Origin of the sequence: Natronococcus roseus, from assembly GCF_043677095.1 — an archaeon.
In the GTDB taxonomy this organism is placed as follows: domain Archaea; phylum Halobacteriota; class Halobacteria; order Halobacteriales; family Natrialbaceae; genus Natronococcus; species Natronococcus roseus.
Genome location: NZ_JBHLJR010000001.1, coordinates 333757 through 357364 on the forward strand (window position 1 = coordinate 333757; position 23608 = coordinate 357364).

General features: G+C 67.8%; 17 protein-coding genes. 12 read left to right on the forward strand and 5 right to left on the reverse strand.

Annotated features, from left to right (window positions below):
- The first annotated feature begins 34 nt into the window (after positions 1-34).
- From ACFEMD_RS01845 to ACFEMD_RS01870, 6 genes are all read left to right on the forward strand, one after another.
- Positions 35-2200, forward strand: coding sequence for a PD-(D/E)XK nuclease family protein (locus tag ACFEMD_RS01845; protein ID WP_394739170.1), 2166 nt, complete (start codon positions 35-37; stop codon positions 2198-2200).
- Positions 2193-3203, forward strand: coding sequence for a PD-(D/E)XK nuclease family protein (locus tag ACFEMD_RS01850; protein ID WP_394739171.1), 1011 nt, complete (start codon positions 2193-2195; stop codon positions 3201-3203). Before ACFEMD_RS01845 ends, ACFEMD_RS01850 begins: the two co-directional genes overlap by 8 nt.
- A complete protein-coding gene (locus tag ACFEMD_RS01855) occupies positions 3196-6804 on the forward strand; it encodes a UvrD-helicase domain-containing protein (RefSeq protein ID WP_394739172.1) in 3609 nt (1202 codons plus the stop codon). Before ACFEMD_RS01850 ends, ACFEMD_RS01855 begins: the two co-directional genes overlap by 8 nt.
- A 55-nt stretch (positions 6805-6859) precedes the next feature.
- A complete protein-coding gene (locus ACFEMD_RS01860) occupies positions 6860-7372 on the forward strand; it encodes an 8-oxo-dGTP diphosphatase (RefSeq protein WP_394739173.1) in 513 nt (170 codons plus the stop codon).
- An 80-nt stretch (positions 7373-7452) separates the two neighbouring features.
- Entirely contained in the window at positions 7453-7680 is a 228-nt protein-coding gene (locus tag ACFEMD_RS01865; RefSeq protein ID WP_394739174.1) for a hypothetical protein, read from the forward strand.
- A gap of 103 nt (positions 7681-7783) precedes the next feature.
- A complete protein-coding gene (locus tag ACFEMD_RS01870) occupies positions 7784-8209 on the forward strand; it encodes a hypothetical protein (RefSeq protein ID WP_394739175.1) in 426 nt (141 codons plus the stop codon).
- Between the two features lie 574 nt (positions 8210-8783).
- Here the strand turns inward: ACFEMD_RS01870 and ACFEMD_RS01875 are convergent.
- A complete protein-coding gene (locus ACFEMD_RS01875) occupies positions 8784-9755 on the reverse strand; it encodes a quinone oxidoreductase family protein (RefSeq protein WP_394739176.1) in 972 nt (323 codons plus the stop codon).
- A gap of 82 nt (positions 9756-9837) precedes the next feature.
- The gene (locus ACFEMD_RS01880) at positions 9838-11349 is read right to left on the reverse strand and encodes an alpha-amylase family glycosyl hydrolase (RefSeq protein WP_394739177.1); all 1512 of its coding nucleotides are present in this window, start codon (positions 11347-11349) and stop codon (positions 9838-9840) included.
- Positions 11350-11532: 183 nt separating this feature from the next.
- Between ACFEMD_RS01880 and proS the strand changes: the two genes are divergently transcribed.
- Both proS and gltB read left to right on the forward strand, forming a co-directional pair.
- Positions 11533-13014, forward strand: a complete 1482-nt coding sequence (gene proS, locus ACFEMD_RS01885; RefSeq protein WP_394739178.1) for a proline--tRNA ligase — start codon at positions 11533-11535, stop codon at positions 13012-13014.
- Between the two features lie 327 nt (positions 13015-13341).
- Positions 13342-17889 carry a glutamate synthase large subunit gene (gene gltB, locus ACFEMD_RS01890; protein ID WP_394739179.1) on the forward strand — a complete coding sequence of 1516 codons (4548 nt, stop codon included), beginning with the start codon at positions 13342-13344 and terminating at the stop codon, positions 17887-17889.
- A gap of 39 nt (positions 17890-17928) precedes the next feature.
- Here the strand turns inward: gltB and ACFEMD_RS01895 are convergent, their stop codons facing one another.
- Positions 17929-18375: a hypothetical protein gene (locus ACFEMD_RS01895; protein ID WP_394739180.1), complete on the reverse strand. Its 447-nt coding sequence runs from the start codon at positions 18373-18375 to the stop codon at positions 17929-17931.
- 131 nt (positions 18376-18506) lie between these two features.
- Here ACFEMD_RS01895 and ACFEMD_RS01900 point away from each other — a divergent pair, with 131 nt between their 5' ends.
- The gene (locus ACFEMD_RS01900; RefSeq protein WP_394739181.1) at positions 18507-19481 is read left to right on the forward strand and encodes a mechanosensitive ion channel family protein; all 975 of its coding nucleotides are present in this window, start codon (positions 18507-18509) and stop codon (positions 19479-19481) included.
- Positions 19482-19494: 13 nt separating this feature from the next.
- On the opposite strand, the gene ACFEMD_RS01905 is transcribed toward ACFEMD_RS01900, so the two are convergent.
- Positions 19495-20088 (reverse strand): peroxidase-related enzyme, encoded by a 594-nt coding sequence (locus ACFEMD_RS01905; RefSeq protein WP_394739183.1) that lies wholly within the window; start codon positions 20086-20088, stop codon positions 19495-19497.
- Between the two features lie 124 nt (positions 20089-20212).
- Between ACFEMD_RS01905 and ACFEMD_RS01910 the strand changes: the two genes are divergently transcribed.
- Positions 20213-21250 carry an ATP-binding cassette domain-containing protein gene (locus tag ACFEMD_RS01910; protein WP_394739184.1) on the forward strand — a complete coding sequence of 346 codons (1038 nt, stop codon included), beginning with the start codon at positions 20213-20215 and terminating at the stop codon, positions 21248-21250.
- Positions 21247-22017: an ABC transporter permease gene (locus ACFEMD_RS01915; protein WP_394739186.1), complete on the forward strand. Its 771-nt coding sequence runs from the start codon at positions 21247-21249 to the stop codon at positions 22015-22017. Before ACFEMD_RS01910 ends, ACFEMD_RS01915 begins: the two co-directional genes overlap by 4 nt.
- Before the next feature lie 5 nt (positions 22018-22022).
- On the opposite strand, the gene ACFEMD_RS01920 is transcribed toward ACFEMD_RS01915, so the two are convergent.
- Positions 22023-22448, reverse strand: a complete 426-nt coding sequence (locus tag ACFEMD_RS01920; RefSeq protein ID WP_394739187.1) for a GIY-YIG nuclease family protein — start codon at positions 22446-22448, stop codon at positions 22023-22025.
- A 125-nt stretch (positions 22449-22573) separates the two neighbouring features.
- Between ACFEMD_RS01920 and ACFEMD_RS01925 the strand changes: the two genes are divergently transcribed.
- On the forward strand, positions 22574-23563 hold the full coding sequence (locus ACFEMD_RS01925; RefSeq protein WP_394739188.1) for an NAD-dependent epimerase/dehydratase family protein: 990 nt from the start codon (positions 22574-22576) through the stop codon (positions 23561-23563).
- Positions 23564-23608: the final 45 nt, after the last annotated feature.

Genomic DNA, 23608 nt, shown 5'->3' on the forward strand with positions numbered 1-23608 from the left:
TTAAGTACGGAATCGGACATAGTCGGTACCGTTGATGCCTTCGCCGCCCCGACTCTCCGGTTCCTGCAAGCTGCTCCCCGGTCCCGAGAGTGACCCGCTCGCGGCCGCGGCCGAGCTGTACGCGGAGCTGGCCGCACGCCACGGAGACCGGAACGTCCTCGTCCTCAAGCGCCACCCGGCGGGCCTCGAGCGCCTCGCCGAGACGCTCGGTACCGACGACGCGCCCCGCTCGCCCCGCGTCGAGTCCCTGCCCGAACACGCCTCGAAGACGATCGAGGCGTACGATCCGACCCTCGACCGCCTCGAGTACGAGGAACGGATCGAGCTCATCTCGCTGGTGATCGACGGCGCCAGCCGCGATATTCCCGACTACCTCGAGCGCGCGGCCGACCGCGACGGGTTCGCCCGCGACGTCGGCCAGCTGCTGCTGGGCGCGACCCGCCAGCGGCTGCGGCTCGACGACCTCGAGGACCCCCACGACTGTCTGGCCTTCCTGTACGCGATGAACGACCGGTTCCACGAGGTACTCGAGCAGCGGGGGTACGTCGAGCGGGCCGACGTGGTCCCGCGGGCGGTCTCCCTGCTCGAGGACGACGCCGATGGCGTTCGCGGGCGGGTCACCGACTCCTTCGACGCCGTGCTGGCCGTCGAGCTCGAGGAGTTCCGCCGGCTCGATCGGCGGTATCTCGCCGCCCTCACCGATGACGCCGAGTTGGTATGTCTCGGCCAGCGCCACGCCAGCGTCGAGCGCACCGGGGTCGAGCCCGGGACCGTCGAGTCGATCGCGAGCGAGGCGGATCTCGAGATCGAGTCCTTCGAACCCAGCGACGAGGACGCCTCGCCCCACCGCGCGATCACGCGGTTTCTCGCGACGGGCGAGGCGCCGACGACCGACGGAGCCGGCGAGCCCGCGTCCGAGGCCGAGACCGGACGCGCCGAACGGATCCGCACCCGCACCGCCCGCGAGCAGGTCCGGGCGGTCGCCAGAGAGATCCAGGCCCTTCGGGACCGCCACGAGTGGTCCTACGACGAGTTCGCGGTCGCGGTCCCCCGGGTCGAGCGCGTCCCCGAGACCAGACGCCGGCTCCGCGAGGCCGGGATCCCGACGGCGACGATCGGCACGCCCTCGCTCGCGGAGGATCCCGTCGTCAACGAGCTCTACGCGTTCGTCACGCTCCAGGCCCGCCGGGAGCGCGGCGCGCTCGAGCTCGAGGAGGACGACGACTCGACGACCCGACTCCGCGCCCGCGTTCCGGAGTTCGATCGGTCGCTGCTCGAGGCCTGCACGGACTCGAGCGTCGCGACCTCGCTCGAACGCTGGATCGAGCGCACGGACCTCAAGGGACGGATCGCCCGCGAGGAGTCCTGGGTCGACGCCCGCGAACAGTTCGCGAGCGTCGAGCGCGTGCTCGAGATCGCCGGCTTCGTCGAGGAGACGGATCTGGTCGGCCCCGACTGGCGGGGGCTCCGGCGGATGCTCCGCCGAACGATCCGGTACGACGCGCCCTACGTTCACGCGGTCGAGACCCGTCCGCCGACCGGGGGCGTCGCCGTCTGTGCGGCCGACGACCTGAAGTACGACTCTCGAGAGGCCGTCTTCCTGCTCGATCTGCTCGACGACCACTACCCCGGCGACGGACACCTCACGCGGCTGTTCCCGCGGGCGTGGCTCGAGTCGATGCCGAACTACCCCGCCGTGACGGATCCCGCTCCCGGGACCGTCGCCGACACGTTCGTGCCCGTCGCGGACCCGAGCGAGGTGACCGACCCCTTCGGGACCTACCACGCCCAGCGCTCGCGGCGTCGGCTCGCGCTGGCCACCCGCGCGGCCCGGTCGCGGCTGTACTGCTGTTCGTACGAGCGGGGCTCGGGCGGGCTCCGACGAACCCACGAGGAGTCGCGGTACCTGCAGCTCGTCGCCGACGCACCGGGGCTCTCTCTCGTAGACGCCGACGCCGACACGGCGCGGATCCGCGGCGAAGCGGCCGCGACCGAGGCGCTGCTCGCACAGCCTCGCGGGGAGCTCGAGCGCGTCCTCCGGGAGGCGAGCACCGGGGGGCAGGCCGACCTCGGCGAGACCGAGGAGCTGTTCGAGGAGATCGCCCTGCTGCTCGCCGACAACGATCTCGACCCCGTACTCGCGGACGCGATCCGTTCACAGTTCGAGTTTGCGGCGGGCGAGGTGATTCGTAATGAGTGAGCCGACGCTGACGGCCGACGGCCTCGAGACGTACCTGCACTGTCCCCGACGCTACGAGTTCGCACACGTCCACGGGCTCGAGGGAGAGGACGACGACGCCTCGCACGATCGGGTCGACCTCCTTCGGGGGGCGATCTGTACGGCACTGCGTTCCGGCGCGACCGATCGGGAGCGACTCGAGGAGATTGCCGGGGAACGGCTCTCGGAGCTGTGGGCCAGCCACGACGAGCCGTTCCACTCGCGGACCCAGCGGAACCACGAGCGGGCGGTTCTGGACGCGGTCCTCGAGGCCTACCTCGAGGCGGTCGGCGCCGACCACGCGGCCGGAATCGAGGGGCTCGAGGCGCCAGCGAGCGAACTTGTCGGGCCCGCGCTCCCCCTCGCGAGTACACGCTCGCTGCCGGAGGGAAGCGACCCCGAGCGGGTCCGGATCGACGCGACCGTCGACTACGTCACCCTCACGGAATCGAGCCTCGTCGGGGTCAGCTTCGTCCCGACGCTCGCGCCGCTCGGACTGCTGCGGTATCGCTCGGACTGGGAGGGCGACGTCGCCGCGCTGTTCGCCGACCACTTCGATTCCGGGAGCGAGGTCTTCGAACCGCGGGCGGTCGGCGCCCTGCTCGAGACGAGCGTCGTCGTCGACGGGCTCCGCCGGCTCCGGGAGCGGCTCGGGCTCGAGGCGAAGACCTGCGGGTACGTGCAGGTCCCCCTCGCAGATCGGAACCGAACCGCGGTCAACTGGGTGCAAGATACCGTCGACGCGACCGTCGAGCCGACCGACCTCACCGACGTCTATCTCGACCACCACACCTACGCGATGACTCACGAACACCGCAACGAGACGGTCGACTCGCGGCTCGTCGACGTGGCCAGCGACGTCCTCGCGGGGTCGTTCGATCCGACGCCGCGGTGGGACGAGATCGCATCCGAGTCGTGTCCGGACTGCGGCTACGCCGTCGGCTGCCAGGACCGCCTCGCCGCGGAGGTGCGCTTCGATGGATAGCTCGGGTCCGCCCGACGACCCCGACCCACTCGAGCCCCGCGGCAGCCAGCGGACGGTCATCGAGAGCGACCGGGCCTGCACGTCTGTCGACGCGGGCGCCGGAACGGGGAAGACGACGACGATGCTCATGCGCATCGAGCGGGCGATCGAACGGGGCGACGTCGACCCCGAGGACGTGCTCGTCGTTACCTTCGCCAACGAGGCCGCCGCGAGCATCCGCGAGGCGGTCGCCGACCGGCTCGAGCCCGACGTCGCGGCCGCGATCACCGTCTCGACGTACCACTCGCTGTGTCACCGGCTGGTCCGGGAGTACGCCTACTATCTGGGCTATTCACCCGAGTTCGAGGTGGTGACCGAGCGCAAACGTCGCCGCATCGTCGGCCGGCTCCTCGCCGACCGGGAGTACGCGTTCGCGGCGACCAGCGTCGGCGACGGCTCGCCGGCCGACCTGGCCGACGCGGTCGACCGCTTCGTGGCGACGATGAGCCGGGAGGACGTCACCCCCGACGACCTCCGGGCGCGGCTTCCCGAAACCCGAACCCTCGAGCTCTGCCAGGAGTTCGTCCACTGGCTCGAGCGCCGAGCCGAGACGGAGCTCTCCTTCGACAACGAGGCGCTGCGGTACTTCAACCGGGAGGAACACCTCGAGGCGGCCCGCGAGGGGCTCGTCGAGTACGGGACGCTCATCAGCTACTGCCGGGAGAAGATCGCCGAGGGGCCCGCGGCGTTTCGCGAGGACGACGTCGTCCGGGACATCGACGCCTACCTGCGGATCCTCCAGCGGTGCGTGACCAACGCCTACGAGGCCCTCGACCTCGACGACCCGACGACGAAACAGCTGCCGCGAGCGCTGTTCGGCAACCGGATCGGCGGCACGGGAACCGAACGGATCGAGCAGACCCCGTTCGGCCGGCTGAAACACTACGTCGAGTTCCTCCGCCTGGCCCGTCACTACACCGAGGTGTACGCGGACTACCACGCGACCCTCGAGCGCGAGCGCGCGTTCGACTTCGACGAGCTGGTTCGCACCGCGACCGACCTGCTGACCGACGATGCGGTCGCCGACGAGATCACCGGCCAGTGGGAGCAGGTCTACTGCGACGAGTTCCAGGACACCGACGCGACGCAGTTCGAGCTCATCGCCGAACTCACCGGCGGACCCGATCGACCCGACTTGCTCGCGATCGGGGACAAGGACCAGGCAATCTACGGCTGGCGGGGCACCGACCGCCGGGGGCTCGACCGACTCGCCGAGCGCTACGACGACCACGCGGGGATCGAACTCGAGCTGAACTTCCGGTCGCGCCAGGAGATCCTCGAGTTGACGAACCGCTGTGCGTACGCCGACGGCTCGAAGACGTTGCGCGAGGACGGCCGCGAGCCCGGAACCTACGAGCGCGAAGAGCCCCCGGATCGGGTCGTCAAAGTCGAGAGCGACGAGATCGACGACCCGACGGCCGAGCAGGTCGCGACTACCGTCTCGCGGCTGCTCAACGGCGCCTGCGAGAACGTCCCCGAACGTTCGCTCGGGGATCTCGCCGTGATCGTCCGAACCAACCGCCACGCCCGCCTCGTCGCCGACGAGCTTCGCGACCGACAGATCCCCCACGAGATCTCGGGCTCGCCCCGGGGCGAGATCTCCCCCGGCGTCCGGACGCTGCTGTCGTACCTTCGGGTGCTGGTCGAGCCCGACGCCGACGTCCACCTCCGGCGGGTGTTGCTCTACCGCTACCGACTCCCCGAGACCGACCTCGAGACCCTCCAAAAGCGGTCGGGATCGCTGTACGACGCCGTCTTCGACGTCGACACCGACGACCTCGAGGCGACGACCGAACTCGAGCGGGCCCGCACTCACCTCGAGCGCCTCGCGTCGCTCCGGGACGTCTACCCGCTGTCGGGACTGCTCGCCAGGCTCCGGGAGCTCACCCGTCTCGAGTGGTTCCTCACGAGCGAGGAGCGACGCCAGCTCGAGCGGATCGACCGCTTCGTCGAGCGTTACGACGCCGAGAGCGTGGTCCGCACCCTCTCGACGGAGTTCGTCGACGCGCTCGAGTCGACGCTGCGGGGCGGAAGCGCCGAACGCGACAGGGGAACCAGCTCGGACGATCGCGTCGACGTGATGACGGTCCACCAGGCGAAGGGCCTGGAGTTCGACACCGTTCTCGTCCCCTACCTCTCCGACGAGGAGTGGTGCGTCGAGCACGACTACGCCCGTCGCGCCCGCACCCGGCTGCTCGCGGCGACCCTCGAGGACGACGTCGCCTCGCCGCTGTGTGCCGATATCGCGGCCGAGACGGTCGGCGAGGAGTGGCGGGTGCTCCACGTCGCGCTCACCCGGGCGGCGAACCACCTGTTCGTCTTCGGGAGCGAGTACGACTACAACGGCGACGAGGGCGAGCTGGCGGTCTCCACCGCGGACGCCTGCCTCGATCCCGCCATCGAGTGGTCGGTCGCCGGCGAGCGCATGGAGCTGTGGTCGACCCTATCAGAGAGTTTCGAGTCGGTCCGGGAGACGTATCCCCGTACCGTGGTCGACCGAACCGACGAACTCGCCGTCGCGGCCGACGAGCGCCCGGGGACGATCACCTACTACGCCGGCTACGAGGACCGGTCCGTCGAACCCCTCGAGACCCGGGAGGCGATCGAGACCGTCCACGAGCTCGGCCGGCTGCTGCGGAACGGAACGCTGCTTACGGCGGCCGACGCCTCGAGCGGGGAGCAGTCGATTCGGGCGCCGAGGGAACGACGGGCCGGGGCGCTCTCGGCCGAGACGAGCCGGTTCCCCGTCGAGGCGCTCTCGGCCGACGGCCGGCTTCCGGTCGCGATGCGCCACAGCTACACGGCCATGGAGAGCTACGAGGCCTGCGCTCGGAAACACTACCTCGAGCACGTCGTGCGGGCGATCGACGATCCGCCGGCCGACGAGGACGGAACCGACGAGTCGAGCGTGGCCCCGCGGGTCGTCGGCTCGGTGTTCCACGACGTCGCCGAGGAGGCCTTCCACCGCGGGTACGAGACTCGAGCCGACTGGCGCGAGGCCGCCGTTCGCCAGCTGACCGCCCGGGACCTGCTCGAACACCGCGAGGCTGTGCTGGCCTGCGTCGATCGGTACTTCGAGGCGACCGCACCGCGGGTCGACTCGCCGATCGCCGACTGGGAGACGCTCGCGGCGGAGCTGCCGTTCGCCCTCGCTGACGTCGCCGGGATCGACGGCGACGTCGTCGGCTACGTCGATACGGTTCGGCGACTGCCCGACTCCGCGGGCGGCGGGCTCGCGGTCCTCGACTACAAGGCGACCGCGACCCGGATCGATCCCGGAAAGGCGACTCAGCTCGCACTGTACGCCCGTGCCTGCGCCAGCCGATTCGACGAGCCGATCGCGGCCGTCGGCTACGTCTACGTCGGCGGCGTCGACGGCCCGCGGGTCGACCTGTTCGAGCCCGAGGCGCTGCCGTCCTGGGCGTCGGTCCGCGAGACCCTCGAGGGCGTCGACGACCCGTCCTACCGGGAGACGACGCCCGGGGAGCACTGCCGGCACTGCGCCCACCGGTCGCTGGGCTGTGCGCCCGCGGAGTATGCCGACCCCGCGGACGACGACTGAATCCGATCGACCCGCGATCGAACACGTTTATCCGGCGTCGAGCGAATCCGCCAGCATGATCGAGGCGACGCTGTGTTTCGTCCTTCGGGACGTCGGCGGGACCGAGGAGGTGCTCCTGATCGAGAAGCGACGCGGGCTCGGCGAGGGCTGGTACAACGGTCCGGGCGGCAAACTCGAGGGCGAGGAGACGCCTCGAGAGTGTGCGGTCAGAGAGACCCGCGAGGAGGTCGGCATCGAGATCGATCCCGGCGACCTCGAGAAGGCGGGCGAACTCGACTTCCGCCTCGACGGCGACCGTCACACCCTCTGTCACGTGTTTCGCACCCGCCAGTTTGCAGGCGAGCCACGTCCCTCCGAGGAGGCCCGTCCGGAGTGGTTCGGGGTCGACGACGTCCCCTACGACCGGATGTGGGAGGACGACCGACTCTGGCTACCTGCAGTCCTCGAGGGCGGGACGGTCGTCGGCGAGTTCCGGTTCGTCGGCGGCGAACCGCTCGATGAGGCCGAGTTCGCAGGTTACGACCTCGAGCGGGGCGTCGACTTCGACGTACCTGACCGCTCCCGGTAGGGACCGGTTCGCTCGAGTCCCGGCATTGTATCGCAACGGCAACCCACTTTCGACGCCGACGGGTAGCACGTCCGATCACGATGATTGATGGAACCCGCCGACGGCTGCTCTCGGTTGCGGCTGCCGGAGCGGTCGGCGCGATCGCCGGCTGCGCCGAGGGCGACGAGGAGGAGGGAGAGGGTGACGAGGACCTCGACGACGCACCGCCCGACGAGACCGAACAGGAAGACGACGACCCGATGGACGACGTCGACGAGGAGACCGAGACCGACGAGACCGACGACGATCCGGACGAAGACGGCGAGTAGCGCTCCTGCCGGGGCGAACGCACCAAACGTGCTCGGCGATCTCAACCCTTCTATTGCAACGTCAATACACTTGTCTTACTGGTCAATATCATCTACCGTCGCTATGACTGACACAAGCCGCCGACGGATGCTGGCGATCGCCGCTACCGGCGTAGTTGGTGCGGTAGCGGGATGTGCCGACGATGATGAAGAGAACGGTGACGACGCCGACGACGGCGTCGACGACGAGAACGGCGTCGACGACACCGAAGACGACGAGATGGACGACGACGGGATGGACGATACCGAGGACGACGGTCTCGACGACGAGGACGATCCGGACGGTAACGAGACCGACGACGGGAACGAGACCGACGACGACCTCGGTGACGAGGACGACGATCTCGACGACGACAACGAGACCGACGGCGAGATGGACGACGCCGGCGAGGCCGGTGGCGAAGCCGTCGACGACGAGGACGGCAACGAGACGGTCGAGGAGGACGGCAACGAGACGGCCGACGAAGACGATGGTCTCGGCGACGACTGAGGCGGATCGGTAGAGCGGCCGGCGATCGATAGCCGGCGCTCGTCGGTGCGGATTCTTGCGGTCGGTTACGACTTCGCTCGAGCGTCGCTACGGCGGGGGCCGACCGCAGACGGGAACACACGAGCGTCGACGTTTCAATAGCAACGTGTATCGCTGTTACTGACGAGTCACAAGAATCGACACGACGGTCGATACGGCTCGTCGCCGACTACTCGGCGGTATCGCTATCGGAACAGTCGTCGCGATCGCTGGCTGTGCGGACGACGATAGCGAGAACAGTGCGGACGGCGCGGGCGATGGAGACGGGAACGGCGCCGAGGGAGTCGATTCCGACGAGGACGACGACCTGCGGGCGATGAAGACGACGCTGCGGACGTCGAGGATGTCACCGTCGACGAGGACAGCGACGACGACGTCTCTGCCGACGGAAGCATCGAGGTGCTCGAGGCGGACGTCGAAGTCGACGGCGACGTGAGCGGCGAGACCGTCGAAACCGGGGACGGCGTGGAGGTCGACGGCGAGATCGAAGAGCCGGCGAGTAGGAAGCGGTCGACGGGTCGTATCCGTTCGGCGACTACGGTTTCAGCAGGACCTTCCCGGAACTCTTGCGATCTTCGATGTACTGGTGGGCGTCCGCGGCCTCCTCGAGCGGGAACGACTCGCCGACGATCACCTCGAGATCGCCGCTCGCGAGCCCTTCGGTGAGCTCGGGGACGGCCTGCATGATCCGGCTCGGGTCGTGCATGGCGGCCTGACCGAGGTGGAAGCCCCGGACGCTCTTGTTCTCGAAGAGGAGCCGTCGGTTCTCCGCGCTCGCGGGCTCGCCGCTCGCCACGCCGAAGGTGACCATGCGACCGAAGTGTGCCATCGCGTCGAGGCTGCGCTCGAAGACGTCGCCGCCGACCGACTCGAGGACGAGGTCGACGCCCTCGCCGTCGGTCTCGGCCTCGACGGTCTCGCGGAAGTCGGTCTCGGTGTACTGGATCGGGTGGTCACAACCCAGCTCGGCGGCGAGCTCGAGTTTCTCCTCGCTGCTCGCCGTGCCGAACACCTCCGCGCCGGCGTTCGACGCCAGCTGGACGGCCGCCGTACCGACCCCGCCCGCGGCGGCCTGGATCAGCACCGATTCGCCCTCCTCGAGTTCGCCCCACTCGAACAGACAGGAGTGGGCGGTGAGAAACTGGACGGGGAAGCCGGCGGCTTCCTCGAAGCTCATCCCCTCGGGGATCGGGAACAGCATCTGGGCGTTCGCGGTGGCGTACTCCGCGTACCCGCCCCGATCGAGCATCGCGACGACGCGATCGCCCTCGTCCAGATCGACATCCTCGGCAGTTGCATCAACCGTCCCCGCGGCCTCCATGCCGGGAATGTAGGGTGCCTCTGGGCCACCCGGGTAGACGCCGCGTCGCTGCATGACGTCGGCGAAGTTGATCCCCGCGGCCTCGACCTCGATGCGGACCTCGCCGGCGTCGGGCTCGGGCACGTCCCGGTCGATGACCTCGAGTTCGTCGCTGTCGCCGTACTCCGTTACCTCGATGGCCTTCATAGGTTACCACTCGTAACGAGCGCGTATAAACGTCCGAGAACAGGAAACCGAATGTCGAGCGTTTCTTCGTGACTTCGCGTCCCTAGCAGTCGTCGGCCAGCGGCTCCGGCTCAGCCGGCGGATTCGGCTCGCCCGGCGGGTCGGGATCCGCGGAACCGCTCTTCCTGGGCGCGTACATGACCCACCCTTCGGCGGGGACGGTGAGTTCGACCGCACAGTCCGGATCGGTCGTGACGTTCGCGCCGTCGCCGGCGTGATCGACCAGCGGCTCGGTCCGCCAGTCGGTCTCGACGGTCACCGTGCGATCCTCGTCGGCGGTGTTGATCCCGGCCAGCAGGTTCCCCTCGCGCTCGAAGACGTAGACGTCCTCGTCGACGTGGCGATCGATCACGTCGCCTCGAGCGAGGGTCCGGGAGACCTCGACGAGCGCCCGGAGGTCCTCGTCCTCGAGTTCCGGTCGGTCCTCGGCACCGCCGCGGTAGAGCATCGGCATGCCGGCGTACGCGAGGACGAACGCCTCGGCGAGCTCGACGGCTCGTCCCTCGGGCTCGTTCGGTTCGACCTCGGGACCAACCGTATCGTGGTTCTGGACGAACGTGACGGCGACCTCGGGGTTCTCGTGGACGACGCCACGCGCGGTGGCCTGTGAGAGTTCCTCCATGCTCCCGTCCTCGAAGGCCTCCATGATCGCGTTGTACAGCGGGAAGTCGAAGACGGTCATCCCGGTGTCGGCGAACTCGAGCAGGTGGTCGACGTCGTCGTCCCAGACCTCGCCGACCCGCCAGAGGTCGAGTTCGTCGGCCAGCGGGTTGATGTCCTCCTGGAAGTACCACGGCCAGACGTGGGCCGCGGCGTCGATCCGCAGCCCGTCCGCACCGAGGTCGGCGATCTTCTCGAGGTAGGCCCGGTGGGCTTCCTGTACGTCCGGATGCTCGACGTCCATCGACGGAAGGTCGAGCAGGTCACACTCGTACATCTCCGCCTCCTCGCCCTCGAGTTCGCAGTCCCCGAGCGTCCCGTAGTCGTGGAAGTGCTCGTCGGGGTCGAACTGCGGGTACTCGACCTCGCCGTCGGGGCCGTCCGGGTTGGCCATGTGGTTCAGGACGACGTCGACGATCACGTCGATGTCGTGGTCGTGGGCGGTCTCGATCAGCGAGGCTAACTCGTCCTCGGTGCCGTGGGCGGAGTCGAAGTCCCGAAGATCGACGGGCTGGTAGCCCAGCGGCGGGTGGGGATCCCGTTCGCGGCCGTAGACGGATTCCTCGCCTTCGCCGTCGTAGAATCCCTCCTGATCGCCGTAGGTCAGGTCCTCCCAGCTGAGCTTCGAGACGGCGGGCTGGGGGATCCAGATCGCGCTGACGCCCAGGTCGGCGACCCGCTCGAGGTCGGCCTCGATCTCGGTCCACTCCCGGTGGAAGTACTGGTAGCCGACGCCGTCCTCGGGGGCTGTCGCTCCCTCGGAGCGGGCGGCCGCGGTGGTCGAGCCGATCGTTACGCCGCCGAGTGCGACCGCGCCGAGCGCGGCGCTCGAGCGCAGGACGCTCCGTCGGTCGATACCCGCCGAATCGCTGGTGTGGCTGTGATTCCGTCGCATTCATTCTCTGTTATAATCTATGGTGTAATAATACATAATGATTTTAATCCAGTTTCGGAGGACAGTTATCAACGGTCGAAATACTTCATCGAACGAATACGCTCGGTCGAACGAACCGACGCGATCGGCGGCGGGCGGTCCCAAACGGGGCCCATTTATTGCTCCGGTCACGAAGGTGGCGGTATGAGCGACGAGAGTCAGGAGCTCGGGATCACCGAGACGAAATCGCACAAGCCCGGCGAGTGGTACGCCGAGGTCGTTCAGAAGGCGAACCTCGCCGACTACGCCCCGATGGGCGGCTTCATCGTCACGAAACCCCGCGGATACGCGATCTGGGAGGGGATTCAGGACGCACTCGACAGTCGATTCAAGGCCACCGGCGTCGACAACGTCTACTTCCCGATGTTCATCCCGGAAAGCTTCCTCGAGCGCGAGAAGGACGTCGTCGAGGGCTTCGACCCCGAGGTCGCTTGGGTCACCCAGGGCGGCCACGAGGAACTCGAGGAGCGACTCGCCGTCCGTCCCACGAGCGAGTCGATCATCGCTCCGTTCATGGCCGACTGGACCCGTAGCCACCGCGACCTGCCGCTACGAATCAACCAGTGGTGTTCGGTCGTTCGATGGGAGGCCACCGAGACCAAGCCGTTCTTCCGAACGAAGGAGTTCATGTGGCAGGAGGGCCACACCGCCCACGCCGACGACGAGGGCGCCTGGGAGGAGGTCTGGACCCGTCTCGACCAGTACGAGGAGGTCTACGAGGACGTGCTGGCGATCCCGGTGCTGCGCGGAAAAAAGCCCGAGCACGACAAGTTCCCCGGCGCGGACACGACGACGACCGTCGAGGCGCTGATGCCCGACGGGAAGTCGGTCCAGGGCGCGACGAGTCACAACCTCGGCCAGTCGTTCGCGGAGGCGTTCGACATCACCTTCGCCGACGAGGACGAGGAAGAACAGACCGCCTACACGACCTCCTGGGGGCTGTCCTGGCGCGCGATCGGCGCCCTGATCATGACCCACTCCGACGACCAGGGGCTCGTGCTCCCGCCGACGATCGCACCGACCCAGGTCGCGATCGTCCCGATCTGGCAGGCCGACACCAAGGCGGACGTCCTCGAGTACTCCCAGGAGATCGCCGACGAGCTCGAGGAGGCGGGGATCCGCGTCGAACTCGACGACCGCGACGAGCGCAACCCCGGGTTCAAGTTCAACGAACACGAGCTCAACGGCGTGCCGCTGCGACTCGAGATCGGCCCCAACGAGGCCGACGACGGCGAGGTAACGCTGGTCCACCGTCCCGACAGCGAGAAGGCGGTCGCCGACCGAGAGGGGATCGTCGACACCGTCGAGGACCACCTCGACGAAATCTTCGACAAGCTGTACGAGGCGGCCGAGGAGAACCTCGCGGAGAACGTCCGCGAGGCCCACAGCCCCGAGAACATCCTCGGCACGATCGGCAAACACGGCGGCTACGTGAAGACGCCGTGGTGTGGCGATCAGGCCTGCGAGGAGGCGATCAAGGAGAAGATCGCCGCCGAGATCGTTATGCAACCGCTCGAGGACGAGGGCGGTCAGTCCGCGGGTGAGGTCGTCGAACCCGACGACGACGAGTGCGGCGTCTGCGGGGAGCCCGCCGACGAGGTCGCGTACTTCGCGAAGAGCTACTGAGCCGATCCGTCTGCCCCGGCCGATCGGCCGCTCGGGAACGCCGATCTTCCCTTTCGGCCGGTAGGCATCTCAGCCACCACCTAACTCTTTAACCAAATAGTGCTTACCCTCCGGGAACGATGTACGAGTGTGGTGTTCACTCTGGTGGGTGAACACTACGTGCCTCTGACACCTTTCCATCCGTTCGTCGAGCAGCCAGTCACCGCTATCGCTTCGCATCCTACAATATAGATTATGCAGTTAGAACTCAAATGCCCTTATATGTGTATATAATACACTTAGTGATTATGGGTCAGCCTCTTATGGGAGATCTCCAAAGGAGGGGGTATGTCACAGCCACACACTTCGAACACCGATCGGTCTCCGGGGCTCGCCGATCCGGCGGACGAACGATCGAACTGCGGTGTCGGCGTCGTTATGGATCTCGACGGCGAAGGTGGACACGACGTCGTCGCGGACGGACTCGATCTGTTGGTCAACCTCGAGCACCGCGGCACGACCGGCGCCGAGAAGGACACCGGCGACGGCGCCGGCATCATGCTCCAGCGACCTGACGCCTTCTTCGCCGACGTTCTCGACGCCGATCTCCCCGACACCTACGCCGTCGGCTCGTTCTTCTTCCCGACCGACGAGGCGGCTCGCGAGGAACTCGCCTCGATCGCCGAGGACGCCCTCGCCGATTACGACCTCGAGGTCCTCGAGTGGCGCGACGTCCCCACCGACAACGCCGACCTCGGCGCGACGGCTCTCGACTCCGAACCCGATGTCTGGCAGATGGCCGTCGCGCCCACAGACGACGTTTCCGGCGAGGCGTTCGACCGCCGACTGTACGTTGCCCGGCGGGCACTCGAGAACGCGATCGAAGCCGCCGACGTCGAGAACAAGGAACGGTTCTACGTCTGCTCGCTCGACTCGAAGACGATCGTCTACAAGGGCCTGCTCAAGGGCGAGCAGGTCGCCTCCTACTACGAGGATCTGAGCGACGAGCGCCTCGAGTCGACGTTCGCGATGGTCCACGAGCGCTTCTCGACGAACACGCTCGGCGCCTGGCACCTCGCCCACCCCTACCGCAACATCATCCACAACGGCGAGTTCAACACCATCAGGGGAAACATCAACTGGATGCGCGCCCGGGAGACGGACCTCGAGAGCGAGGTTCTGGAGGATCTCGAGGCCGTCAAGCCGATCATCGACGACCCCGACCAGTCCGACACCGCGAGCGTCGACAACGCGCTCGAACTGCTGATGCAGGACGGTCGCGACCTCGAGCACGCGCTTCGGATGCTCGTCCCCGAGGCCTGGCGCGGCAACGACGCGATGGACCAGGGCCGCAAGGACTGGTACGACTTTCACGCCTCGCTCGTCGAGCCGTGGGACGGTCCCGCGCTGGTCGCCGCCACCGACGGGGAACGCGTCGGTGCGGTCCTCGACCGTAACGGCCTGCGTCCGTGCCGCTACGACGTCACGACGGACAACCGACTGATCATGGCCAGCGAGGCCGGCGCGCTCGAGACCGATCCCTCGGAGATCGCCGAGCGCGGTCGCCTCCAGCCCGGCCAGCTGTTCCTCGCCGATCCCGAGGAGGGTCGCGTCATCCCCGACGACGAGGTCTTCGAGGACCTGACCGACGACCGCTACGGCGAGTGGGTCGAGCAGGAACAGGTCGACCTCGACGACATCGTCGCGACCGGCGACAGCTCGCCTCGCCAGTCGGTCGCCGCGCTTCGGAACCAGCAGGCGGCCTTCGGCTACACGCACGACGAACTCGAGAACATGATCGAGCCGATGACCAAGAAGGGGAAAGACCCCGTCGGCTCGATGGGCGACGACACGCCGCTGTCCGTCCTAACGGAGTTCAACCGGCCCCTCTTTACGTACTTCAAGCAGCTGTTCGCGCAGGTCACCAACCCGCCGCTTGACTACATCCGCGAGGAGCTGGTCACCTCGATGGAGAGCCGGCTGGGCTACCAGCGAAACCTGCTCGCCGAATCGCCCGAACACGCCCGCCAGCTCGTGCTCGACTCGCCGATCCTCACGGACGCCGAACTCGAGTCGATCCGCGAGTGCTCGGCCAACGGTATTACGGCGGCGACGATCGACATCACCTACGAACTCGAGAGCGACGAACCGGGCACGGATCTCGGGGCCGCCGTCGAGCGCGTCCGCGAAGACGCCGTCGACGCGATCGAGGCGGGCCACGACGTCCTGATCCTCTCGGATCGCGGTGTCGACGCCGATCGCGCGGCGATCCCGAGCCTGCTGGCAACCGGCGGGGTCCATCACCACCTCGTCCGCAACGGGCTTCGAAACCACGTCGGCCTCGTCGTCGAGTCCGCCGACCCTCGAACCGTCCACCACTTCGCGACGCTGGTCGGCTACGGCGCGGGCGCGGTCAACCCGTACCTGGCCTACCAGACGATCGCGGACATCACGGCCGGTCCGGACGGCGCCGAGACCGAACTCGCGATCGACGCCTACGTCGACGCCGTCGAGGACGGCCTCCTGAAGGTCATGGCCAAGATGGGGATCTCGACGGTCGAGAGCTACCAGGGCGCCCAGATCTTCGAGGCCGTCGGCCTCGACAGCGACCTGGTCGCCGACTACTTCGAGGGCACCGAGAATCGGACCGAGGGCGTCGGGCTCGCCGAACTCGAGGCCGACGTCCGCGAGCGCCACGAGGCAGCCTTCGGCGGCGAGGAGTCGAAACTCGACCGCCACGGCGAGTTCGAACACCGCTCGAGCGGGATCCACCACCAGTGGAACCCCGACACCGTCGGCGCGCTCCAGCAGTCGGTCCGAGCGAACGACTACGAGCGCTACCAGGAGTTCGCGGCCCAGATCAACGACCAGAACGAGAACCTCCAGACGCTGCGGGGCCTGCTCGAGTTCGACGCCGATCGGAAGTCGATCCCGGTCGAAGAGGTCGAGCCGATCAAGGACATCGTCACGCGGTTCTCGACGGCCGCGATGAGTCTCGGCTCGCTCTCGCCGGAGGCCCACGAGAACAACTCGATCGCGATGAACCGTATCGGCGGCAAGTCGAACTCCGGCGAAGGTGGCGAACCGCCCGAACGGTTCGACACCGAACGGGAGTGTAACGTCAAGCAGGTCGCCTCCGGCCGGTTCGGCGTCACCTCGACGTACCTCTCGAGCGCCGACGAGCTCCAGATCAAGATGGCTCAAGGGAGCAAGCCCGGCGAGGGCGGTCACCTCCCCGGCGAGAAGGTAAACGAGATGATCGCCCACGTCCGCAAGTCCACGCCCGGCGTCGGCCTCATCTCGCCGCCCCCGCTGCACGACATCTACTCGATCGAGGACCTCAAGCAGCTAATCTTCGACCTCAAAGCGGCCAACGAGGACGCCGACATCAACGTCAAGCTCGTCTCGGAAGCGGGGATCGGCACCGTCGCAGCCGGCGTCGCGAAAGCGAACGCCGACGTGGTCCACATCTCGGGCCACTCCGGCGGCACCGGTGCCTCGCCCCGAACGTCGATCAAGAGCGCCGGACTCCCCTGGGAGCTCGGCCTCGCCGAGGCAAACCAGATGCTCCGCCAGACGGGACTGCGCGACCGGATTCGAGTCTCGGCTGACGGCGGGATGAAGACCGGTCGGGACGTCGCCGTCGCCGCCCTGCTGGGTGCCGAGGAGTACGTCTTCGGTACCGCCCCGCTGGTCACCTCCGGCTGCGTGATGGCCCGTCAGTGTCACAAGAACACCTGCCCCGTCGGCGTCGCGACCCAACGCGAGGACCTCCGAAAGCGGTTCCCCGGCGAGCCCGAGCACGTCATCAACTACATGACGTTCATCGCCCAGGAGCTCCGGGAGATCATGGCCGAACTCGGCTTCGAGACCGTCGACGAGATGATCGGCCGCGTCGAGGTCTTAGAGCAGCGCACGGACGTCGACCACCCGAAGGCCCGCAACGTCGACCTCTCGGCCGTGCTGGCCGAGCCCGCGGGCGACGTCCGATACAAGATCCGCGAGCAGGACCACGAACTCGAGGACCAGCTCGATCGCGAACTCATCGACGCCGCGAGCGACGCGATCGAAGACCAGTCGCCAGTCACGCTCGCGGCCGACGTGACCAACGTCGACCGCGCGGTCGGCGCGATGCTCTCGAACCGCATCACCGACCGCTACGGCGAGCCCGGACTGCCGGAGGACACGATCACGGTCGACCTCGAGGGGACCGCCGGTCAGAGCTTCGGCGCGTTCCTCGCGAGCGGCGCCTCGATGCACCTCGAGGGGAGCTCCAACGACTACGTCGGCAAGGGGCTCTCGGGCGGGAAGATCACGGTCCGCACTCCGGAGACGGCGAGCTACGATCCGACCGAGAACGTCGCGATCGGTAACGTCGCCCTCTACGGCGCGACTGACGGCCAGCTGTACGTCAACGGCGTCGCCGGCGAGCGCTTCGCGGTCCGCAACTCCGGGGCGAAGGCCGTCGTCGAGGGCGTCGGCGATCACGGCTGCGAGTACATGACCGGCGGCGTCGTCGCCGTACTCGGCGAGACCGGCAAGAACTTCGCGGCCGGCATGTCCGGCGGCGTCGCCTACGTCTACGACCCTGACGCCGACTTCGCCGACCGCGCCAACACCGGGATGGTCTCGTTACACGACGACCTCGAGGAGCGCGACGTCGAGATGCTGCGCCGGCTCGTCGAGAACCACGTCGCCTACACCGGCTCCGAGCGTGGCCGCGAGCTGCTCTCGAACTGGGAGCGCGCCCTCGAGTCGTTCGTGAAGGTGATGCCCGAGGCCTACCACGAGGCGATCACCGAGCAGGGAAGCGACGACGTCCGCAGCGAACTGCCGGGCACGCCCGAGACGCCCGCCGACGCCGAGTCGACGGAGTTCGCCGCGAGCGACGACTGATCCGCGATCCGTTCCTCGTTTTCCCTCAGTCGTCGGCGTTCATGTGTGACGTCGCGTAGGCGACCAGCGCGCAGTTGAGCGCGACCAGGGCGCCGCCCAGGAGATACGCGGTCGCCCGTCCGCCGTCTCCGACGCCGGCCGCGACGGCTGCGAGCGCGCCGACGCCCGCCACGACGAGCGCGACCGCCAGCAGCCGGTCGAGCCGCGGATCGTACTCGTACGTAGCGATCGCTCGGCTTCCCGCTCCCGTCGTTCCCGGTACCGTTCGGCCTCGGGCTCGTCGTCGGGAACCGAACGCGTGCCGAACGCCGTGAGTCCGCCGGCGCCGGTCCGGGCTTTCGCGACCGTCCCGCCGGTGATCGCGACGAACAGCAGAACGACGGCGGCGATTCCGGAACCGAACGCGGCCGCCGGCACCAGCAGTAACACGGCGAGGATCGCGACCAGCGCCGCGATCCGCTCGGCTCGAGTCGGGACGGGATCCACGGTACGTTCGTCTTTTCTAGTACTCTACAAGAATTTTCCGTCCGCGAGGCAAATTACCCGTCGACCGAGGGTCGGACGAGGCCCGCGCCGCCGGCCGAACGCATTTTCCGCTCGCGGTCGATCGACACTCCATGTACGCGCCCGCGTTCGATCTCGCCGCAACCGCTCTCGGCGTGGTCCCGGAGTCGATCCCCGACTGGCTGGCGGCGATTCTCGTCCTTCTGGCCACCTGGTACGGATCGAGACTGGTCACCGAGGCGAGTCGACCGCGAGTTATCGAACGGATGCAGCGCCGATCCGTCGCTGAGGTACTGTTACGAGCGGTTCGAGCGACGGCGATGCTACTCGCCGTCTTCGTAGTGTTCGGAATCTACGGTGTCGAACTCTCCGACCTCGTGCTGTCGGCGACCATCATCTCGGCGGTCATCGGGGTCACCCTGGCGCCCGTCGCCAGCGACGTCGTCGGCGGCTTTTTCATCCTCACGAACCGCCCCTACGAGGTCGGCGACATGATCGAACTCGCCGACCGGGAGGAGAGCGGCCACGTCATCGACGTCACGCTCCGGTACACGAAGATCCGGACCCTCGAGAACACCTTTCTGGTCGTTCCCAACTCGACGATCCGGGAGCGCGACGTAATCAACCTCTCGGCCGACGACGAACGAACGCGGGTCTCGCTCGAGTTCCTGGTCACCTACGAGGGCGACCTCGAGGAGGCCCGGGAGCTGCTCGCCGACGCCGCCGCGGAAACCGACGGCGTCATCGAGGGCGGACCGGGGATCTCGATGGGCGACACGAAGTACCCCGTACAGCCGCAGGCGTTCATCGAGTCGTTCGCCGACCACGGAATCCGGCTCCAGCTCGACTTCTGGGTCGAACGACCCTACCTGCCGCGGATCATGCGTTCGAACATCTACGAGGCGGTCTGGGACCGGCTCGAGGACGCCGACGTCGAGATCGCTTACCCCCACACCCACCTGGTGTTCGACGAGACCAGCGGCACCGCCCGCGTCGCAGTCGAGCGCGGCCGCGACGACGCTCGGCCCGAGACGGTGCTGCAGGACGGTGAGGGCGGAAGCGACGGTGGGACGAACGTCGCCGACTGACGGTCGATCGCGGTTACCGCCCCAGCGTATGAAACTCCTCGTTCGGTCGCATCCCCGCGAACATCGCCAGCCGATTGCTCAGGTTGTAAAACGCCGTTACGGAGGCGATGTCCCACAGCGCCTCCTCGCTGAAGCCGGCCTCGCGCAGCGCCTCGAGGTCCTCCTCTTCGACTTCGACCGGCGATTCGGTGAGCTTCACCGCGACGTCCAGCATCGTCCGGTGGGTGTCGTTAATGTCCGCGGTTCGGTAGTTCGCGACCAGTTGGTCGGCGAGCAACGGATCGTCGGCGTAGATCCGCACGAGCGCGCCGTGGGCGACGTTGCAGTAGTAGCAGTGATTGACGCCAGAGACGGCGACCACGATCATCTCGATCTCCTCGCGCTCGAGGGCGGTGTCCTCGACTAAGGCGTCGTGGTAGTCGAAGAAGGCCCGGAAGTGCGACGGCTTGTACGACAGCGCCGAGAACACGTTGGGCGTGAAGCCGGCTCGGTCGGTCTCCTCGGCGATCCGCTCTTGGAGGTCCTCGGGGAGGTCCTCGTAGTCGGGGATCGGGAAGCGTTCCATCGCGTCGTCAGCGAGGTCGGGAGCCGCGTCGGAATCGGTCATACACTCCTCTTCGCACGGAACCGGTATAGTTCGGGTGGCGCCCGATCGCGTTCGTTCGGCCGTCGCATCCCTCATCAGTGGTTACTTACCGACTGACCGTTTAGTCAGGGCCGGTACTGAGACTATGGATGCGATACGGACCGACGGACTGACCAAAACGTTCGACGAGGTCACCGCCGTCGACGACCTCTCGTTTGCCGTCGAGGACGGGGAGCTGTTCGGCCTGCTCGGGCCGAACGGCGCCGGCAAGTCGACGCTCATCAACATGCTCGTCACCCTCCTCCGGCCGAGTTCCGGAACCGCGACGGTCGACGGACATGATATCATCGAGGAGACCGACGCCGTCCGCGACAGTATCGGGGTCGTCTTCCAGGAGCCGGCGCTGGACGAGGACCTGACCGGCGAGGAGAACCTGGCGTTTCACGCTCGACTGTACGGCATGCACGAGCCGCGCCGAAGCGAGCGGATCAACGAGGTGCTCGAACTCGTCGGTCTCGGCGGCGAGCGCGACCAGGCGGTCGGCACCTACTCCGGCGGAATGCAACGGCGCCTCGAGATCGGTCGCGGACTGTTACACGAGCCCGCGGTTCTCTTCCTCGACGAGCCGACCGTCGGTCTGGACGCCCAGACCCGCCGGGACTCCTGGGAGTACATCCAGCGCCTGAACCGAGAGGGGGTCTCGATCGTCCTGACTACCCACTACATCGAGGAGGCAGAACAGCTCTGTGACCGTGTTGCAATCGTCGACGACGGCAACGTCTCGGCGATCGACACGCCCGCCGCGCTCAAGGAATCGCTCGGTGGCGACGTCGTCGCCCTCGGGGTCGACGCTCGGCTCGACTCGCTGTGCGGGCGCCTCGAACGCAGTCCGTGGGTCCTCGAGTACGCCACCACTGACGACGGCGTTAACGTCACCGTCGAGCGCGGACGAGCCCGAGTTGCCGACCTCGTGCGGTTGGCCGACGACGTCGACGCCCCGATCACGTCGGTCGACCTCCACCGACCGGACCTCGAGACGGTGTTTCTCGCGCTCACCGGGACGACTCTCGAGGTGGGCGGACGCGACGTCGACGTTCCGGCGCCGTCGCTCGAAGCGTCGGACGGCCGCGCCGAGGACTCGACCCGTCGCTCTCGAGCGGCCGTGACGGAGGACGAACGATGAGCCTGGTCGATCCGCTGGCCGTCTACGCGCTCTGGCTCCGAGACGTCAAGCGGTTCCTCCGGACGCCCTCGCGGATCGCCGGCTCCATTGCGATGCCGTTGCTGTTTCTCGTCTTTCTGGGGTTCGGATTCGACGGCGCGATGATTCCGGGCCTTCCCGAGGGCGTCGACTACCTCCAGTTTCTCGTCCCCGGAATGGTCGGGTTCGCGATGCTGTTCGGCGCCTCCTTCGCCGGCATGGCGATCCTTTCGGATCAGGACGTCGGCTTCCTGAAGGAGATCCTCGTCGCCCCGATCAGTCGCACGTCGATCGTGCTGGGGCGGATCGCTGGCGGCTCGACCACGGCGCTCGTCCAGGCGCTGTTGATCCTGTTGCTGTCGATTCCGCTGGGGTTTCGGATCGCGAGCCCGCTCTCCCTGCCGCTGGCCGTCGTCTTCCTCGTCCTGATCGCGGTCACGTTCGTCGGCTTCGGGATCGCGCTCGCTTCGCAGTTCAGCGACAGCGAGGGGTTTGGCCTCGTCGTCCAGTTCGTCATCTTCCCGCTGTTTTTCCTCTCGGGGGCGATCTACCCCGTCTCGAGCCTGCCGGGACCGGTACAGCTGCTGGCCTACGCTAACCCACTGACCTACGGTGTTGACGGGCTGCGGGCGGCGTTGATCGGTACCTCCGAGTTCCCGATCGCGCTCGATCTCGGAGCTCTGCTCGTCTCGGCGACGATCACGGTCGCCATCGGAACGTACCTCTTCGAACGTGTCGAGGCAGTCTGAGTGTCCTACGACTCGTCGGCGGCGTCCTCGAAGACGCCCCCCGCGTCCGTGGCCGCCTCGAGCAACGTCTCGAGACTCGGGGTCTCGAGCAGGTGTGACCGACAGTCACAGTCCGAGGCGCCGAACTCGGGGACCGTTTCGCCCGGAAGCACACCGGCGAGTTCGCACTCCCTGTCCGCGTCGGGAAATCGTGCGGTCGCGGCGAGGGTCGTCGCCTCGTGACCGAGCAGGTAGTCGACGTGCCAGTGGCGAACGTCGCGTTCCCCTCGAGCCAGTTCACCATGGCGATCGAGGCGAGCGAACCCGCCGGGGCCGAACGCGCTGCCGACGTAGGCGTAGGTTCCGGCCGCGAACTCCCGCTCGCCGAGCGCGCCGACCTCGAGGCTCAGCGGTCGATCGACGCCGATCGCGAGGACGTAAGTGCCGCCCATACCCGATCTCGACTCGCCCCGACCAAAACGTCGCCGACTCGACTCGAGCGCCGCGCCCGGCCACGACGTTTCGCCCGAACCGTCGGCTTCGCTACCGTTTTCCGTTCCAGCGACGACGACCGCACATGGACGACGCACTCGTTATCGGCGGCACGCGCTTCATCGGTCGCCACCTCGTCGAGGAGCTGCTCGAGCACGGCTACGACGTGACGATCCTCAACCGGGGGAGCCACGAGAACCCCTTCGCCGACGACGACCGCGTCCGTCGGATCGAGGGCGACCGAACGAACGACTCGGCGCTTGAGGCGGCCGCCCTCGAGGTCGATCCCGACGCCGTCTTCGACTGCGTCGCCTACTACCCGAAGGACGTCCAGGCGGCAACCCGGATCTTCGACGACTGCGAGGCGTACGTCTTCGTCTCGAGCGGAGCGGCCTACGGCCGCGAGGAGATTCCCAAGCGAGAGGACGAGACCCCGCTCGCGGACTGCAGTCCGGAGCAGGCGGTCGACGACTCCGGCGCGACCTACGGTCCCCGCAAGGCCGAGGGCGATCGGGCGGTGTTCGCCGCGGCGGAGCGCGGGGTCCGGGCCATGGCTGTCAGGCCTTGCATCGTCTACGGCCCCCACGATTACACCGAACGACTGGACTTCTGGATCGACCGCGTCAACCGCTTCGACCGGGTCGTCGTCCCCGGCGACGGGACGAACGTCTGGCACCGCGCGTACGTCGAGGACGTCGCCAGCGCTCTGCGGATCGTCGCCGAACATGGCGACGCCGGCGAGGCCTACAACGTCGGCGACCGACGGCTCGCCACGCTCGAGGAGACCCTCGAACTGATCGCCGACGTACTGGACACCTCGGTCGAGGTCGTCACTGCGGGCCCCCGCGAACTCGAGGCGGGCGCCATCGAGCCCGACGACTACGTCCTCTACCGGGAGTATCCCCACGTCCTCTCGACCGCCAAACTCGCGGCCCTGGGCTGGGAGTCGACGCCGGTCGACGAGGCGATGGCCCGCTCGGTCGCGGACCACCTCGAGAGCGACCGCGACGGGAGCGAACACGAGCCCGACCGCGAGAGCGAGGAGCGCGTGCTGGGCATTCTCGACACCTTCTGACTTCGATCGACCCTCGAGTCCTCGCCGTCGGTCGTGTCGGCGAGC